This window comes from Burkholderia sp. Bp9140 (assembly GCF_003853425.1).
In the GTDB taxonomy this organism is placed as follows: domain Bacteria; phylum Pseudomonadota; class Gammaproteobacteria; order Burkholderiales; family Burkholderiaceae; genus Burkholderia.
The window spans coordinates 335,706-351,486 of the sequence record NZ_QTPQ01000002.1; the positions used below are offsets into that span (position 1 = coordinate 335,706).

General features: G+C 68.1%; 14 protein-coding genes. 6 read left to right on the forward strand and 8 right to left on the reverse strand.

Annotated features, from left to right (window positions below; all coding sequences use genetic code 11):
- The first annotated feature begins 56 nt into the window (after positions 1–56).
- Positions 57–773, forward strand: a complete 717-nt coding sequence (locus tag DIE21_RS03115) for a M35 family metallo-endopeptidase (RefSeq protein ID WP_124495915.1) — start codon at positions 57–59, stop codon at positions 771–773.
- A 15-nt stretch (positions 774–788) separates the two neighbouring features.
- Positions 789–1,238: an OmpA family protein gene (locus DIE21_RS03120; protein ID WP_124495917.1), complete on the forward strand. Its 450-nt coding sequence runs from the start codon at positions 789–791 to the stop codon at positions 1,236–1,238.
- A 163-nt stretch (positions 1,239–1,401) separates the two neighbouring features.
- Here the strand turns inward: DIE21_RS03120 and DIE21_RS03125 are convergent, their stop codons facing one another.
- The 6 genes from DIE21_RS03125 to DIE21_RS03150 all read right to left on the reverse strand — a co-directional run bounded on the left by DIE21_RS03125 (position 1,402) and on the right by DIE21_RS03150 (position 9,185).
- Positions 1,402–2,592, reverse strand: coding sequence for a phosphotransferase enzyme family protein (locus DIE21_RS03125; protein WP_124495919.1), 1,191 nt, complete (start codon positions 2,590–2,592; stop codon positions 1,402–1,404).
- Positions 2,593–2,627: 35 nt separating this feature from the next.
- Positions 2,628–3,239 (reverse strand): nicotinamide riboside transporter PnuC, encoded by a 612-nt coding sequence (pnuC, locus tag DIE21_RS03130; RefSeq protein WP_124495921.1) that lies wholly within the window; start codon positions 3,237–3,239, stop codon positions 2,628–2,630.
- Between the two features lie 59 nt (positions 3,240–3,298).
- On the reverse strand, positions 3,299–5,533 hold the full coding sequence (locus DIE21_RS03135; protein WP_124495923.1) for a TonB-dependent siderophore receptor: 2,235 nt from the start codon (positions 5,531–5,533) through the stop codon (positions 3,299–3,301).
- A gap of 561 nt (positions 5,534–6,094) precedes the next feature.
- The gene (locus DIE21_RS03140) at positions 6,095–6,298 is read right to left on the reverse strand and encodes a DUF2970 domain-containing protein (RefSeq protein WP_006750787.1); all 204 of its coding nucleotides are present in this window, start codon (positions 6,296–6,298) and stop codon (positions 6,095–6,097) included.
- 132 nt (positions 6,299–6,430) lie between these two features.
- A complete protein-coding gene (locus DIE21_RS03145; protein ID WP_124495925.1) occupies positions 6,431–8,509 on the reverse strand; it encodes a pyridoxamine 5'-phosphate oxidase family protein in 2,079 nt (692 codons plus the stop codon).
- A 31-nt stretch (positions 8,510–8,540) separates the two neighbouring features.
- The gene (locus tag DIE21_RS03150; protein ID WP_124495927.1) at positions 8,541–9,185 is read right to left on the reverse strand and encodes a glutathione S-transferase family protein; all 645 of its coding nucleotides are present in this window, start codon (positions 9,183–9,185) and stop codon (positions 8,541–8,543) included.
- Positions 9,186–9,311: 126 nt separating this feature from the next.
- Here DIE21_RS03150 and DIE21_RS03155 point away from each other — a divergent pair, with 126 nt between their 5' ends.
- Entirely contained in the window at positions 9,312–10,265 is a 954-nt protein-coding gene (locus DIE21_RS03155) for a LysR family transcriptional regulator (protein ID WP_124495929.1), read from the forward strand.
- A gap of 97 nt (positions 10,266–10,362) precedes the next feature.
- Here DIE21_RS03155 and DIE21_RS03160 read toward each other — a convergent pair whose 3' ends face one another.
- Complete coding sequence (locus tag DIE21_RS03160) at positions 10,363–11,019, reverse strand: TetR/AcrR family transcriptional regulator (RefSeq protein WP_124495931.1); 657 nt, start codon at positions 11,017–11,019, stop codon at positions 10,363–10,365.
- Positions 11,020–11,106: 87 nt separating this feature from the next.
- On the opposite strand from DIE21_RS03160, the gene DIE21_RS03165 reads away from it, so the two are divergent.
- From DIE21_RS03165 to DIE21_RS03175, 3 genes are read left to right on the forward strand one after another with little or no spacing between them, the layout of a single operon-like run.
- On the forward strand, positions 11,107–12,033 hold the full coding sequence (locus DIE21_RS03165) for an SDR family oxidoreductase (RefSeq protein ID WP_124495933.1): 927 nt from the start codon (positions 11,107–11,109) through the stop codon (positions 12,031–12,033).
- Positions 12,030–13,592 carry an NAD(P)/FAD-dependent oxidoreductase gene (locus tag DIE21_RS03170; RefSeq protein WP_124495935.1) on the forward strand — a complete coding sequence of 521 codons (1,563 nt, stop codon included), beginning with the start codon at positions 12,030–12,032 and terminating at the stop codon, positions 13,590–13,592. The genes DIE21_RS03165 and DIE21_RS03170 overlap by 4 nt, the downstream gene beginning before the upstream one ends.
- Before the next feature lie 7 nt (positions 13,593–13,599).
- Positions 13,600–14,592 carry an alpha/beta fold hydrolase gene (locus DIE21_RS03175; protein WP_124495937.1) on the forward strand — a complete coding sequence of 331 codons (993 nt, stop codon included), beginning with the start codon at positions 13,600–13,602 and terminating at the stop codon, positions 14,590–14,592.
- Between the two features lie 77 nt (positions 14,593–14,669).
- On the opposite strand, the gene DIE21_RS03180 is transcribed toward DIE21_RS03175, so the two are convergent.
- Positions 14,670–15,068 (reverse strand): carboxymuconolactone decarboxylase family protein, encoded by a 399-nt coding sequence (locus tag DIE21_RS03180; RefSeq protein WP_124495939.1) that lies wholly within the window; start codon positions 15,066–15,068, stop codon positions 14,670–14,672.
- Positions 15,069–15,781 lie beyond the last annotated feature (713 nt).

A 15,781-nucleotide genomic window follows, 5' to 3' on the forward strand; every position in this document is an offset into this window, starting at 1 on the left:
ACGACCTCAAGATCGTGCGGCATCCTTGAAAGTCTACACAGCGAGACTTTGAAGCAATGAACAATTTCTCCGATCATGACGAGTACAAATTTGATGCCGGCGAAGACAAAGAATGGTTTCTCGTTCACTCTGGGGCCGTCACCAACACGAATCCGGGATCGATGGTTCATATTTACATCAATACGACACCCATTTGCCCTGACATGACCAACAGAGAATTTAGAATTATGGCAAAGCGACTACTCAAATGGTCCATAATTCTAGTTGAGCGCAGGATCGCCGATCTGAAGCGACATGACGAAAGAACCAAAGAGAGAATGATCTATTGGTTCAATCGATGCGACGAAAATACACGACAATATCTTATCAGTGGCTTCTCACGACACCTTTCCGTTCTTAAAACGCTAACGCCACACCACTTCGTTCGAAGCGATCCGAATCTCGATAAAATGCTAGGTTGCGTCCCGAATATGAGCGACATTGATAACGAAGCCGCTCACGTTTGCGGGCCCAACACGGAGCGCAGACTGATAAGTATCGCCATGAAATTTTGTACCGGCTTGCGCGACCAGAATATGTACGGAGATTCCCGCCTATCCACGCTCATTCATGAAGTAACACATTTCGTTGACACCTTCGGTAGCAGCGACCATCGTTACGGGCTCGACCCCACAGCGGCCGCATGGGCAAGGGCCAATCCTGACCTGGCACTGAGAAATGCGGATACACTCACCGGATTCGTGATCTACGGCGAAGATTTATTTGCAGATTAAGGGAGTCGATTCAGCATGAGAATCTTGATTACAACATTACTCGCGACTGCTACAGTTTTATTATTTTTTCCCACGAACGCTACAGCAGAATGCCTAGGATCACAAAACCTCCCATCACAACAATTTTTCGTTTCATTTTCACCCAACAGTCACGAAATCGCCGCATCCGAGAAAATACGAATCGGACAATGGGTTTCGAAAATCAACTCCAAGCACCCGATTCAAAACTGGATCGATATTATTGGAAGTGCGTCAAAAAATGAAACCACCCCCGATCAACTTGCAACGAAACGCGCTTCCGCGGTAGCGAAAGTCATCATAGACGATGGCCTGATAAACGCACCATTTCAGATAAAAACGCAAATTTATCCAACCAATAGCGCAACCGAATCAACGTCGGAAACCCGTGAAGTCACCGTTCAAGTGAGCCCCGGCTGCCTCAACAACTGCTGTACGGGCCATTGACATGAAAGTTGCTCATTTATCGCCGCCGCGCTTGCGTTGAACTGCGCACCGCCAACGCTCGCGTGAGACGGTCCATCGAATCTATCCGGACGAGATTTCGATGTTCGATTCGAGCGACATATCAATCGCCTAACTGGTGAAGCTATCAGGGTGCTCTCAAGAATCAGGCGATGCCCTGCTTCGCGCGCCGGCGTTGCACCAGCCAGTCGAGCAGTTGCCGCCCGTCGCGCTCGCCGAACCAGCGCGCGTGCCCGATCAGGTAGCCGTCGTACGCGATATCGACGATCGCCGGTGCGTCGATGATGCACCCGAAGTACGCGACCTCCGACAGCCCGAACTCCGTATGCACGATCGGCAACATCGCCACCAGTGCCGCATATGCGTCGTCGCTCAGCGGTTCGAGCGATTCATAGCCGTCGAGCAGCGCATCGATCTGTTCGTACTCGACGCGACGCGCATCGGGCGGCGCCATCCAGTCGACCGTATTGCGCTCGATCGCAAGCGCGACGTCCATCACCGCGCAGGTGCGATCGGACAGGCCGAAGTCGAGCACGGTGCGCACCTGCGCGCCGGGGCCTGCACCGTTCCACAGCAGGTTCGACGCATGCCAGTCGCCATGCGTCCACAGCGGCGGCAGCGCGGGCAACAGCGGCACGAGGCGCGCGTGATACGGGCCGATCGCCTCCGCGACATCGCCGCGCCAGTCGCGCGTGCCGAGCGCGCGCACCAGCAGCGGCTGCGCGTCGACCCAGCGTTCGAGCGCGCCCGCCAGATCGGCGGACGACAATACGCGAAAACTCGACAGCAGCGTGCGCACGGGCCGTGGCGGCGCATCGTAACCGGCCGACGCGCGATGCAGCCCGGCCAGCGCGCGCCCGGCCGCGTATGCATGCGAAGGATGCGTGAAGGGCTGCCACGACATCACGCCGCGATACGAGTCGACACCGGGCGCGACGACATGCACCTCGTACGTCCAGTCGCCGGACGCAAAGGCCGTCGCACCGTTGCGATCGGCCAGCACGTCCACCACCGGCATCCCGCGCTCGCGCAGGTGGGCGATGAAACGATGCTCTTCCTCCAGCCCCGCGACGTCGCGCAGGCTCACGTGATGACGCTTGACGAACAGCGCGCGCCCGTCCGTCATCCGCACCAGCGTGGCCGCCGCGAACTGCCGCGGACTGTGCCACGTCAGTCGCGCCGGTTCGCCGGCGCCGTCGATGCGCGCGAGTAGCGCCGCGACCTCGTCGTGCGTCATCAGCGGCCAGTCGCGTTCGGCCTGCTCGCCGTCGACGCCGAACTGCGGCGGTGCAACGTCCCGCGATACCGGCCCGTCCGGCTCGAGTGGAAATGACATGAACGAGGTCGCTCCGTAGTTGAATCGGCCGTGAATCAGCCCGCCGGGCGCGCCGTCGCGCGCAGCGCATCGGCGGTCCGGCTCCAGTCGCGCCAGCCGATGACGGCGAGCGCGATGAACAGCGCATAGAGTCCGGCCGTCAGATACAGTTCCTTGAACACGAACATCCCGACGTAGACGACGTTCACGACGATCCACAGCCCCCACGACGCGATGTAGCGCCGCGCGGTCCAGTATTGCGCGACGAGGCTGAACGCGGTCAGCGACGCATCGACGAACGGCAACGCCGCATCGGTCCAGCGCGCCATCATCCCGCCGAGCAGCGCGCTGCCGACGACCGCCGCGAGCAGGTCGGGCAGCATCTGGCTCGGCCGCACGCCGGTGACGGGCGCGACGTCGCCTTCCGGCGCCGCGCCGCCGCTCGCCTCGAGCGTACGCTGCCCGATCCAGCGGCGCCAGCCGTACACCTGCAGCACCGCGAACGCACCCTGCAGCAGCATGTCGGAATACAGCTTCGCGTCGAAGAAGATCCAGCCGTACAGCGCGACCGACGCGAGCCCGACCGGCCAGCACAGCATGCGCCGCTTCGCGGTCAGCCAGATCGCGAGCGCACTGACGATCACGCCGGCGATTTCGAGGGGGGACATCGTTCGTGCTCTCCTGTGGTGCCGCCGGCGCCGCCGTTCAGGCGGCCCGTGCCGGCCGGTCAGAAATCATAGGTCAACGACACGCGCGCGGTGCGCGGCGCGCCCGGGAACAGGTACGCGTCGCCCTGCTGCTCGCCCGCGTCGCGCCAGTAGAACTTGTTGAACAGGTTGTCCACCGACACGCGCAGCACCGTGCGATGGCCGCCGATCTTCATCGTATAGCGTGCGCCGAAATTGAACACGAACCACGACGGCACGCGCGCGGTGCCCTCTTCGTTCGCGTTGCGGGCGCCGCTGTATTCGACGCCGCCGAGCAGATTCAGGCCCGCGACGTGCGGCACCGCATAGTCCGCGTACAGCGACGCACGCAGCGCGGGCACGTTGATGATCTGGTGCCCTTCGTAGGCCGGCGAACCGGAATCGTACGCGCGGGCACGGATCGCCGCGACGCTGGCCGTCAGCGACAGCCGCTCGGTGAGCCGCCCGGCCGCGCCGAGCTCGATCCCCTGGTGGCGCTGCGTACCGCGCTGCACGAACGTGTAGCTCGCGCCCGACGCGTCGGGGTCGGCGAACTGGAACGGCTTGCTGATCGAGAACACGGCGGCCGTGAGGCTCAGCCGGTCAAGCCAGTCGTATTTTGCGCCGAGCTCGAACTGGTGCGATTCGACCGGCGGCATGAACGCATACGCGTTGGTCGCGCGCACCGGCGCCTGGTCGCCGAGCGACAGCGCCTTGCTGTACGACGCGTACAGCGACAGCACGTTCACCGGCTTGTAGACGAGCGCGACCTGCGGCAGGAACACGGAACGGTCGGTGTGCGTCGCGTCGCCATCGACGCTGTCCCAGCTGCGCTGGCGCAGCAGCACTTCCTTGCCGCCCGCGAGCACCTGCCAGTGCTCGCCGATGCTGATGCGGTCGAGCCCGAACACGCCGTACTGCCACGCGTCGAGCCGCGGATACGACGGCCCCGGCGTATTCGGTGACGGTGAAAACGCGACGTCGGGCCCGTCGATATTCTCGCTGCCCACGTAGTCGTATACGGCATCGGCCATGTGCACGACGCGGCGCTGCACGCTCACGCCGAGCGTCAGCTCGTGGCGCAGCGGGCCCGTCGCAAACTTGCCGGTGGTGACCGCGCGCAGGTCGTCGTTGCGGCGGTATTCGCCGGGGCTGCGGAAGTCGTACACGTCGTAGTCGCCGTTCGCACCGAAGAAGAACGGCGACGTCGTGCCGGCCGCGCAGCTCGCCGCGTAATAGCAGCCGTACGCGAACGCGCTGTTGTCGTCGATCATCGTGCGGCTGCGGCCCGCGGCGATATACGCCTTCCAGTCGTCGTTGAACTGGTAGTCGAAGCGCGCGTTCAGGTTCAGCGCGTCGGTCGTCACCGGCTTCGCCCACGGCTGCGTGCCGAGCGCCTTCGACGTCGTCTTGACCGACGGCACGACGGTACCGCCGAGCAACTGGTAGCCGGGGGCGGAACGCTGGATCCACTGCTGGAATTCGGCATTGAGTTGCAGGCTCGCACGCGGGCTGATGTCCCAGTCGGCGGCGATCGAGCCGAACGTGCGCCGTCCGTTCGTGCCGTCGATGTACGAGTGCATGTTCTCCTTCGCGGCATTGATCCGGAAGCCGAACTGATTGCCGGGGCCGAAGCGGCGGCCGAGATCGACGGCCGCCGACGTCGAGCCGCGGCTGTCGACGCCACCCGTCACACTCGCGACGTTCGCCGAACGCTTCGTCACGAAGTTGATCACGCCGCCCGGCGCGACCACGCCGCTGTCGATGCCGGCCAGACCCTTCAGGAGCTCGACACGCGCCTTGTTCTCGAGCGGCACGTTCTGCTCGCCGGACACCGTCAGCCCGTCGATCCGGATCGCGCTCGCAAGATCCACCGGGAAGCCACGGATCGCGAAGCCTTCGAAGTAGCCGACCGGCGCGTAGTCGTTGACGACCGACGCGTCGTTGCGCAGCACGTCGCTCAGGCGCTTCGCCTGCTGGTCGTCGATCTGCGCGCGCGTGACGACGCTGACGGAGGCCGGCGTGTCGCGCAGCGGCGCGTCGTCGAGCCCCGCGACCGATGCTTCGCGTGCGCGAAACGCGCCGCCGCGCTCGCCGCTGACCGCGATCGCCGGCAGCGTCGCGCTGCCGGCCGCATCGACCTCCGAAGCAGCCGGCGCGTCGTTCTGTGCCGCGGCGGCCTGCGCCGCGAAAAGCGTGATGCCGAGACCGACGCCAAGCCCGACCTTCGCGCGCCGCCGCCGTGCGGGCGCCCCTGTTGTTCTATTCACCGTCATTGTTCTGGATGGAAAACTCGCCACTCGACCCTGTCGAAACACTCGAAACACGTTACGCCGCTGCGAAGCGCGCCCTCGCGCATGAACCCGCGACGGTCCTGGCGGATCGCCGGGCACGGACGTCGGCACGACAGTCATCAGACAAACCGGACGTTCCGGCCGCATGCGGGCCGATCGATCGGGAATGCGCGGGATGGGACGTCTGATTCAGGTGACGCGACGGGCGCCGACGCGGCCGCCGATCCGTGGATCGGGTGCGGGTCGGGCGGCCGGCTGCATCGCGCGGTCTTGTCGTGCGGGGGACGCTTCGAACGCCCCGGTGCGGGCGACCGGGCATGTGCGTGCGCCGTTCTTCTGAACGGCGGAATGCCCGTCGCGCGCGACATCGCGGCGTGGCGCGCATTTTACCCCGGGGCGGGGGTCGGGACCGTGGAATCGAGCGGAACGGGAGACGGGGATAGCGAAACGTGATCGGCCGGGACGACCTGCGCGGCAATGCTGCCGCCTCGCGTGTCGCGCCGGGCAATCCGGAAGACTGCCCGCGCGCGGCACCTGCGACGATCAGAACCCCTGCATCGTCACGGTCGGATCGACGACCAGATGGACGACGCCGTAGATCACCGCGCCGACCAGCACCGCGAGCACGATCGCGACGAACGGCAGCAGCGTGAAGTTGACGTTCGCGAGATCGGACGCGTGCGCCTTGCTGTTGCGTACGCCGAAGAAACTCCACAGAACCAGGCGGATCATGCTGAACAGTTTCATGGTGTTGCTCCTCTTCTCTATCGGTTGACGCTATCGTCGATCCGACAGGCCTCCGGAAAAAGAAGCAGTTGCGCGCGTTTTTTGCGCAGCAGGCGTTGTGCGACCGCGTGCCGCATGGTCGTCGCCTGCACGTCAGCGGTCGAGCACGAGCGGCGCCACGGCCCCTTCGACGGGCCGCGCGACGCACAGCAACGCGCAGCCGGGCTCGACCGCCGCATCGTGCGCCTGCACGTAATCGACCGCACCAGACAGCACGCGCGTCGCGCACGTGCCGCACGACCCGGACCGGCATTCGGACGGCACCGCCACGCCGTGGCCTTCGGCGAATTCGAGCAGCGTGCCGTCGGCGGGCGTCCATGCAACGTCGCGCCCCGTGCGGCGGAACACGACGGGCACGCTTGCAACCGACGGTGCGCCCGTCGCGCGGGTCGCACTGCGCACGACACTCGACGATCCGAACGCCTCGAAACGGATACGCTCGTCCGGCACGTTCAACGCGCGCAATCCGTCGTACAAATCGCGCATGAACACGGACGGCCCGCACAGGTAGAAATCGTAGTCGTCGAACGGCAGGACGCGCTTCAGTTGCGCGACGTCGATACGGCCCGGTCGCGCCGCGCCGTCGTGCCGCGGCCGGCTGTCGAACCAGTGCAGCGATACGCGTGCGTCGGCGTCCGCGATGCGCGTCAGTTCCGCCGCGAACGGCCGGTCGGCCGTTTCGCGCGCGCCGTGCACGAACACGACGCGGCGCGACGGTGTGCCATCGGCCAGCGCGCGGCGCAGCATCGCGAACATCGGCGTGATGCCGATGCCGGCCGACACCAGCACGGCCGGACGCGGGCTCGCGACGTCGAACGTGAAGCGGCCGCGCGGCATCTGCGCATCGAGCGTCATCCCGGCACGCGCATGGTCGTGCAGCCAGGCCGACACGCGTCCTTCGCGCTTCACGGTGATCCGGTAATGCGGCGCGCCGGGCGCATCGGACAACGTGTAGCTGCGGATCGCCGGGGCGTCGCCGCCCGGCAGCGCGACGCGCAGCGTCAGATGCTGCCCGGCTTCGTAGGCCGGCAACGCGCCGCCGTCCGCCGGTTCGAAATGAAACGAGCGGATCGCGTGCGCTTCGTCGACAACCTTCGCGATGCGCAGCGGGCGCCATCCCGACGGCGATGCGGATGCCGACGCCGATGTGGATGCAGACGCGGACGCAGACGCCGCCTGCGCACCCGCGAAAGCCGAACCCGCCGCCATCGCCGCAAACTGCGGCGCCCGCTCGACCGTCGACCACCGGAACGGCAGCACGCCCCGGGTGCGCCGCACTTCACGCACATGAAACCGCACGACCCGCTGCGCGCCGTCGAACGACGCGACGAGCGGCCCGTCCCACACGATCTCCGCCTCCGCGGCGACATACAGCAGGTCGCCGCTGTCGAAATCGACGAACAGCAGCCCCGCGCGCGGATCGTGCTGCAGGTTGCCGAGCGTGTTGAAGAAGCGGTTGCCGCTGAAATCCGGCGTCGTCAGCGTGCGCGCGTCGTCGACGCGCACGAAGCCCGGCATGCCGCCGCGATGCGACACGTCCGCACCGCGCGCGGCACCCGCGCCGGCCGACGTGTTCGCGCTCGCGACGAAGAACGTATCGGCCTGCGCCAGCAGCGCGCGATCCGCGTCGCTCAACCGGTCCGACACGTCGGCCTCGATGGACGCATCGCCTTCACGCGGCACGCACGCGGGTTTGCGGCCCTGAATGTACTTCGCGCAGTTGCCGAAGCTCTGCTCGACCGCGATCGTCAGCGCGCCGCCGTCGACCGCACGCACGACGCCGTTCACCCGATTGCGCCGGCGCGTGTCGAACTCGATCCCGAGCCCGCCGAGCGGCGCACCCGGCCGCCACGCGCCGGCCAGCGGATCGCCGGGCAGCGCATCGCCGCCGATGCGCAGCGTGCGCGCGTCCGGCGTCGTCACGAAGCCGGGCATCCCGACCCGCAGCGTCGCCCACGGCTGGCCGTGCGCATCGACACCGCCGAGCACGAAGAACGGCAGCTGCGCAAAAAACGTCCGGTGCTGGTCCGGCATGAAACGGCGGATCCCGCGCCGGCCGGCCGCGCCCGCGGCCTCCGTCACGCCCGCGCGCTGCTGCACGGCGAGCTCGCCCGCATGAAACGGCGCAACGTCGAGTTCCCAGCCCGGTACGGCGGCGGTCGGCGCGGTCATCGCGTTCTCCCGGTAAAAGCGTGGCCGCGCGTCAGGCGGCAAGCAGGCCGGCGCGGGTCGGCTGCATGCCGACGAAGCCAGGCAGCGCCTCGACGCGCGCGAGCCACGCGCGCACGTGCGGATACGGTTCGAGCGACACGCCGCCTTCCGGCGCGTGCGCGATGTACGTGTAGGCGGCGATGTCGGCGATCGTCGGCTGCGCGCCGGCGGCGAACGGCTTGCCGGCGAGCTCGCCGTCGATCACGGCGAGCACCTTCGCGGCGGTGCGCTTGGCCGTGTCGTGATCGAGCGGCGCGCTGAACACGGTGACGAGCCGCGCGGCCGCCGGCCCCGATGCGATCGGCCCGGCCGCGTACGACAGCCAGCGCTGCACGGTCGCCGCGCCGGCGGCATCGTCGGGCAGCCAGTGCGCGTCGCCGTAGCGCTTCGCGAGATAGACGAGGATCGCGTTCGAATCGGCGAGCACGGTGCCGTCGTCGTCGATCACCGGCACCTGGCCGAGCGGATTGAGTGCGAGGAACGCGGGTTTGCGCTGCGCGCCGGCCGCGAGGTCGACGTCGACGATATCGAACGGCAGCCCGAGCAGCGACAGGAACAGCCGGACGCGATGCGCGTGCCCGGACAGCGGGAACGAATAGACACGAACCGGACGGGCAGGCTTGCTGGCGGCTGGCATGGAAAGGCTCCTGGATCTCGCGCCGCCGGGAATCGGCGACGAACGGCCCCAGCGTAGCGCTCGCCGTTCACACCCAGAAGACGGATAATCGATGAAACATTCTCCTCTTCCATAGGACAATCGACGATGGCCGATCTGCGCGACGTGAACCTGAACCGGCTGGCGATCTTCGTCGCGGTGGTCGATGCCGGCTCGCTGACGGCCGCGGCCGAACGGCTCGGGCTCGCGAAGACGGTCGTCAGCACGCACATGCAGCGCCTCGAATCCGAAGTCGGCGCGAACCTGCTGGTACGCACCACGCGGCGGCTGAGCGTGACCGATGCGGGGCGCGCGTTCTACGCCGCGTGCCGCGACATCGTGCGTGCGACCGAAAGTGCGCTCGACGCGGTATCGTCCGATACGGGACCGCTGCGCGGCACGCTGCGCGTGAGCGTGCCGATCGACTACGGCGCGCTGGTCGTCGCGCCGGCCGTCGTCGCGCTGCGCGACGCGCATCCGGGGCTCGACGTCGAACTGATCGCGAACGACCGCATCGTCGATCTCGTCGCGGACAATCTCGACGTCGCGATCCGCATCGGCCGCCTCGCGGATTCGAACTATCGCGCGGTGCAGCTCGGCGAATACGAGAAATGGCTGGTCGCAAGCCCCGCATTCGTCGCGCGGCACGGCCTGCCGCGCGACCCGGACGCGCTCGCCGCGCTGCCGTTCGTGATGCTGTCGACGCTGTCGCGCCCGCATACGCTCGAACTCGACGATACGAGCGGCGGCCATGCATCGGTGCGCTGCGTCGCGCCGGTCGTGTCGAACACCGCGACGGCCTGCCGCGCGATCGCGCTCGCGGGCGGCGGCTTCGGGCTCCTGACGGATTTCTCGATCGCGGAGGACGTCGCGGCCGGCCGGCTGGTCCGGCTGCTGCCCGCCTGGCGCTCGGCGCGGGCCGGGATTCATGCGGTGTATCCGTCGACGCGGTTGCCGTCGCCGAAGGTGCGCGCGTTCATCGACGCGATGAAGGCGAGGATCGGGGATACGGGGCCAGCGGCACCGGCGCGCACGGCGCGATCGAAACGCCCGGCGGGTTGAAGCGTCCGGGGCGCTGCGCAACGCGGCCGGTTACGGGTCGCGCCAGTCGGCATGTCGCCGCCTCCTGGCTGCGGCGGCGCCACCCGCTTGCCGTGCGCTACCCCGCTTCCCGCAACGTCCCCAGCAGCACCTTCCTGCAACTCGCGACCATCTGCGCCTCCGGATCGCGATACCCGGTCAGCAGCCACGCCGCGCCGACGTTCGTCATCGCGCCGACCAGCGCGAGCCCGACGAGCCGCTGTTCGGTACGCTCGGCGGCTGTCACGGCCTCGCGCGCCGCGCCGATCGCCATGATCAGCTTGCCGAAGTCGATCAGCATCCGCTGGTACGTCATGTCGGTATCCGCGCTCACGCCCATCACCTCGAGCAGCAGCACGCGCGCCGCGCACGGGTCGCGCAGGAAGGCGAAGAACGCCGCGAGCCCCGCGTCGACGCGCTCGCGCAGGTCGCCGCCGCGCTCGGCCGCCGCGCGCGCGACCGCTTCGTGCAGTTGCTGCGCGTGATGCAGGTAGGTGCAGCGCAGCAGATCCTCGGTGCTGTCGAACGCCGCATAGAAATAGCGGTCGTTGAGCTTCGCCTCCTGGCAGATCGACCGCACGGTCGCCTTGCGGAAGCCGACCGTGCCGAACACGCGCGTCGCCGCGCGGATCAGCGCGTCGCGCCGCTCGGCGGCCCGTACCTCGGGCGCGACACCGCCGTACGCCCGCCCCCGTTTTTCCGTTTCGAGTGCTTTCTCCATTTCGCTATTTGACATCAGGACACCCGAAAACTAAAGTGGTGACGAACAACACCACAATAAGCGCGCCGCCGGCGCGGCGCAAGCGGAACGGGAGGAACGACGATGAAGGGTTTTTCCGGCAAGGTCGCCGCGATCACGGGCGCCGGTTCGGGCATGGGCCGCAGCCTCGCGGTCGAGCTCGCGCGGCGCGGCTGCGAGGTCGCGCTCGCCGACGTCAACGATGCCGGGCTCGCCGGCACGGCGGCCGCGTGCGCGAAGCACGGCGTGCGCACGAGCACGCGGCGGCTCGACGTCGCCGACCGCGACGCGGTGTTCACGTGGGCCGACTTCGTGCGCGCCGAACACGGCAAGGTCAACCTGGTCTTCAACAACGCGGGCGTGTCGCTGGCCGCGAGCGCCGAGACCGCGCGGATCGCCGATCTCGAATGGATCGTCGGCATCAACTTCTGGGGCGTCGTGCACGGCACGCAGGCGTTCCTGCCGCATCTGCGCGCGTCGGGCGACGGGCACGTGATCAACACGTCGAGCCTGTTCGGGCTCATCGCGATGCCGACGCAAAGCGCGTACAACGCGACCAAGTTCGCGGTGCGCGGCTTCACCGAGGCGCTGCGGATGGAGCTCGAACTCGACGGCGCGCCGGTCAGCGCGACCTGCGTGCATCCGGGCGGCGTCGCGACCCACATCGTCGACGCGAGCCGCGTCGACACCAGCATTCACGCGCTCACCGGCCAGGACGAAGCGACCCACCGCCGCCAGGCGAACCGCCTGATCAACGCGACGACGGCCGACGACGCCGCGCGGCAGATTCTCGCCGGTGTCGAGCGCAATGCGCGCCGCGTGCTGGTCGGCGCCGATGCGCGCCGCCTCGACAAGCTCGCGCGCCTGCTCGGCGCCGGCTACCAGCGGCTGATGCTGCGCCACGTGCGCCGCGCCCGCGCACGCAACCTGCGCCCGAAGGAAGTCCCCGCGGGAGAACGCGCGCACCCGTCGGCCGCGCTGCCGGCCACACCGACCAAGGACCCGGCATGACCTCGACAACGACCGACCGGCGCGACGCGCCGTCCGCCTGCGACGACGGCCACGACCTCGACGTGCTGATCGTCGGCGCCGGCCTGTCCGGCATCGGCGCCGCGTACCACCTGAAAAAGCGCTGCCCCTATGCGCGCGTCGCGATCGTCGAGGCGCGCGACACGATCGGCGGCACCTGGGACCTGTTCCGCTATCCCGGCATCCGTTCGGATTCCGACATGTTCACGCTCGGCTACAGCTTCCGCCCGTGGCACAGCGACAAGGCGATCTCGGACGGCCAGACGATCCTCGACTACATCCGCGACACCGCACGCGCGTACGGCATCGACAAGACGATCCGCTACGGCCGGAAGGTGGTCGCGGCCGACTGGGACTCGAACCAGGCGCGCTGGACGGTGCGCGTCGAGCGCACGCGGGACGGCGCGGTCGACACGCTTGTCTACACGTGCCGCTTCCTCTACATGTGCAGCGGCTATTACGACTACGACGGCGGCTACCTGCCCGACTGGGCCGGCATGGACGCGTTCGAAGGCCGCATCGTGCATCCGCAGCACTGGCCGAAGGACCTCGCGTACGCGAACCGGCGCGTCGTCGTGATCGGCAGCGGCGCGACGGCGGTCACGCTGGTGCCGTCGATGGCGGCCGAGGCGCAGCACGTGACGATGCTGCAGCGCTCGCCGACCTACATCGTGTCGCTGCCCGCGCGCGACAGGATCGCGAACGCGTTGCGCCGCGTGCTGCCGTCGCGGCTCGCGCACCGGCTCGTGCGCGTGAAGAACGTGCTGCTGACGATGTACCTGTACAACGTGTCGCGCCGCAAGCCCGAGCGGACGAAGCAGTTCATCATCCGCGCGGCAGGCAGGCAGCTCGGCCCCGGCTTCGACGTCGCGAAGCATCTGACGCCGCGCTACATGCCGTGGGACCAGCGCGTGTGCCTCGTGCCGAACGGCGACCTGTTCAAGTCGATCCGCGCGGGCCGCGCGTCGATCGTCACCGACGAGATCGAGCGCTTCACGCCGACCGGCCTGAAGCTGAAGAGCGGCCAGCAGCTCGACGCGGACGTGATCGTCACCGCGACCGGGCTGAAGGTGAAAATGCTCGGCGGCGCGCGCGTCACGGTGGACGGCCGCGCGGTCGACCTGCCGCAGACCGTGTCCTATAAAGGAATGATGTACAGCGACGTGCCGAACCTCGCGTCGTCGTTCGGCTACACGAACGCGTCGTGGACGCTGAAGGCCGAGCTGATCGCGCGCTACGTGTGCCGGCTGCTCAACCACATGCGCGCGAACGGCTACGACACCTGCGTGCCGCGGCTCGGCGCCGGCGATCTCGGCGACGTGCCGGCGGTGAACCTGAGCTCGGGCTACATCCAGCGCGCGGCCGGCATCCTGCCGAAGCAGGGGCACCGCAAGCCCTGGAAATTCCACCAGAACTACGTGCTCGATCTCGCGTCGCTGAAGTTCAGCGGGCTCGCCGATTCGGCGATGCGGTTCGAACGCCGCGCGCAAGCCGGCCCGACCGCCGCGCCGGTTGCCGAACCCGTACTCGAAACCCGTTGAGGCCGACATGAGCCCTACGCTTCATCTGATCCAGAACGTGCTGCTCGGCGTCGTCGCGGTGCTCGCCGCGCTCGCGCTGTTTTCCGGCTACATCGCGCGCCGCGTGACGCGCGCGTTTCCGCCCGAAGGCCGCTTCGTCGACATCGGCGGCGATCGCATCCACTACGTCGAGTACGGCAGCGGCCCGCCGCTCGTGTTCGTGCACGGGCTCGCCGGGCAGTGGCGCAACTTCGCGTACCTGCCGCTCACGCGGCTCGCGCAGCATCATCGCGTGATCCTCGTCGACCGGCCCGGCGCCGGCCGCTCGCTGCGCGGCGCCGGTTCGCAGGCGAACGTATTCGCGCAGGCCCGCACGATCGCCGCGTTCCTCGACGCGCTGAAGCTCGACCGGCCGGTGCTCGTCGGCCACTCGCTCGGCGGCGCGATCGCGCTCGCGGTCGGCCTCAACCACCCGGAGCGCGTGAGCCGGCTCGCGCTGATCGCGCCGCTGTCGCACGAGCAGACCGAGCCGCCGGCGCCGTTCAAGCCGCTGATGCTGCCGTCGCCGCTGGTGCGCCGCTTCGTGTCGTGGACCTTCGCGATCCCGCTGACGATCCTCACCGGCCGCAAGGCCGTCACCCAGGTGTTCGCGCCGGAAGCCGTGCCGCGCGACTTCCCGGTCAAGGGCGGCGGATTGCTCGGGCTGCGCCCGCATGTGTTCTATGCGACCGCGACGGACCTGCTGTCGGCGCCCGTCGACCTGCCCGCGATGGAGCGCCGCTACGCGGACCTCTCGCTGCCGGTCGACGTGCTGTACGGCCGCGCCGATCCGATCCTGAACTGGCGCACGCACGGCGAGGCGCTGGCGAAGAAGTCGGCGCGCGTGCGGCTGACGGTCGTCGAAGGCGGACACATGCTGCCGGTCACGATTCCGGACGCAACGGCGGACTGGCTGCTCGACGTCGCCGCCGCGCCGGTCGATGTGCCGGCGCAGGGCGCGCACGTCGAGCATGGATCGTGATCGGGTGGACGGGGCAGTCGCGCGGATGATGGCGGCGCCCCGGGGCCGCGGCGCGGCCACCGGTCACGGCGCGCCGGTCAGGCTTCGTCGTCGGGCAGCGTCAGCCCGAGTTCCGTGATCACCTCGCGCGCGCTGCGGAACGCTTCCACCGCGGCTGGCGCGCCCGCGTACAGCGCGCTGTGCAGCAGCACCTCGCGGATCTCGACGAGACTCGCGCCGTTGTTGAGCGCGCCCCGCACGTGGCCCTTCAGCTCCGTGCCGCGGCCGAGCGCCGCCAGCATCGCGCAGGTGCAGAGGCTGCGCGTCTTCAGGTCGATTCCGCCACGCTGCCAGGTGCTGCCCCACGCGTGTTCGTTCAGCCAGTTCTGCAGCGGACGCGAAAAACCGTCGAGGTCGCGCATCGCGCGCTCGACGAACGCCTCGCCCATCACGTCGGTGCGTCGCGCCTTGCCCTGTTCCCTGTCGTGTTCGCTCATGTCGGTGTCCTGTCTGAAGTCGTGGCCGCTTCGGCGTCGCCCGCGGCCGGGTGGGTTTGCGTCATGTTCACGGTGCGCGGGCGTTTCGTCAAAGACGCAGCCCTCGGGTCGCGGCCGGTTGCGTCACCCGCCGAACGCCGGGTCGAACGCTACGTAACATCGGACGCGGCGTTACGGCGCCTTGCGGGAACATCGCCACGAGCACGCCGGCCCGCCCGGCGCGCCCGCCTCGCGAAACCGCCATTCGTCCGTTTAATTCGCGCCGATATTCCTGATTTCCGCAACAAAACGCGGAGGCGTTGCGCGGAACATTTCATGGCGCGGAATTTGCAGTTGTGACCTGGACACACTTTCAATGTCGAGGCCACCCATGCACCATTACTTCAAGAAAACGACGGTATCGCTGGCCGTCTTGTCGCTCGTCACACTCTATGGCTGCGGCTCGGTCGACGGGCCGGTCACGCCGTCGGTCAAGCCGAGCACGTCGGGAACGTCCGGCACTTCGGGCACTTCGGGCGGCGGCTCGTCGGGCGCGTCCCCCAACGGTGGTTCGGGGACTTCGGGGACTTCCGGGACTTCGGGTACTTCCGGCACTTCGGGTACTTCCGGCACCTCGGGCACTTCCGGTACCTCGGGAACCACCGGCCACGCGGGCCCAGACGGCACCTAGGGCCCCAACGGCCGGACGGTCGCGACCGGCCGCGAGCACCCGG

Bases quoted from the DNA above. Each gene is read 5' to 3' on its own strand.
- DIE21_RS03115 (WP_124495915.1), top strand. From the start codon at position 57: ATGAACAATTTCTCCGATCATGACGAGTACAAATTTGATGCCGGCGAA.
- DIE21_RS03120 (WP_124495917.1), top strand. From the start codon at position 789: ATGAGAATCTTGATTACAACATTACTCGCGACTGCTACAGTTTTATTA.
- DIE21_RS03125 (WP_124495919.1), bottom strand. From the start codon at position 2,592: ATGTCATTTCCACTCGAGCCGGACGGGCCGGTATCGCGGGACGTTGCA.
- pnuC (WP_124495921.1), bottom strand. From the start codon at position 3,239: ATGTCCCCCCTCGAAATCGCCGGCGTGATCGTCAGTGCGCTCGCGATC.
- DIE21_RS03135 (WP_124495923.1), bottom strand. From the start codon at position 5,533: ATGACGGTGAATAGAACAACAGGGGCGCCCGCACGGCGGCGGCGCGCG.
- DIE21_RS03140 (WP_006750787.1), bottom strand. From the start codon at position 6,298: ATGAAACTGTTCAGCATGATCCGCCTGGTTCTGTGGAGTTTCTTCGGC.
- DIE21_RS03145 (WP_124495925.1), bottom strand. From the start codon at position 8,509: ATGACCGCGCCGACCGCCGCCGTACCGGGCTGGGAACTCGACGTTGCG.
- DIE21_RS03150 (WP_124495927.1), bottom strand. From the start codon at position 9,185: ATGCCAGCCGCCAGCAAGCCTGCCCGTCCGGTTCGTGTCTATTCGTTC.
- DIE21_RS03155 (WP_124495929.1), top strand. From the start codon at position 9,312: ATGGCCGATCTGCGCGACGTGAACCTGAACCGGCTGGCGATCTTCGTC.
- DIE21_RS03160 (WP_124495931.1), bottom strand. From the start codon at position 11,019: ATGTCAAATAGCGAAATGGAGAAAGCACTCGAAACGGAAAAACGGGGG.
- DIE21_RS03165 (WP_124495933.1), top strand. From the start codon at position 11,107: ATGAAGGGTTTTTCCGGCAAGGTCGCCGCGATCACGGGCGCCGGTTCG.
- DIE21_RS03170 (WP_124495935.1), top strand. From the start codon at position 12,030: ATGACCTCGACAACGACCGACCGGCGCGACGCGCCGTCCGCCTGCGAC.
- DIE21_RS03175 (WP_124495937.1), top strand. From the start codon at position 13,600: ATGAGCCCTACGCTTCATCTGATCCAGAACGTGCTGCTCGGCGTCGTC.
- DIE21_RS03180 (WP_124495939.1), bottom strand. From the start codon at position 15,068: ATGAGCGAACACGACAGGGAACAGGGCAAGGCGCGACGCACCGACGTG.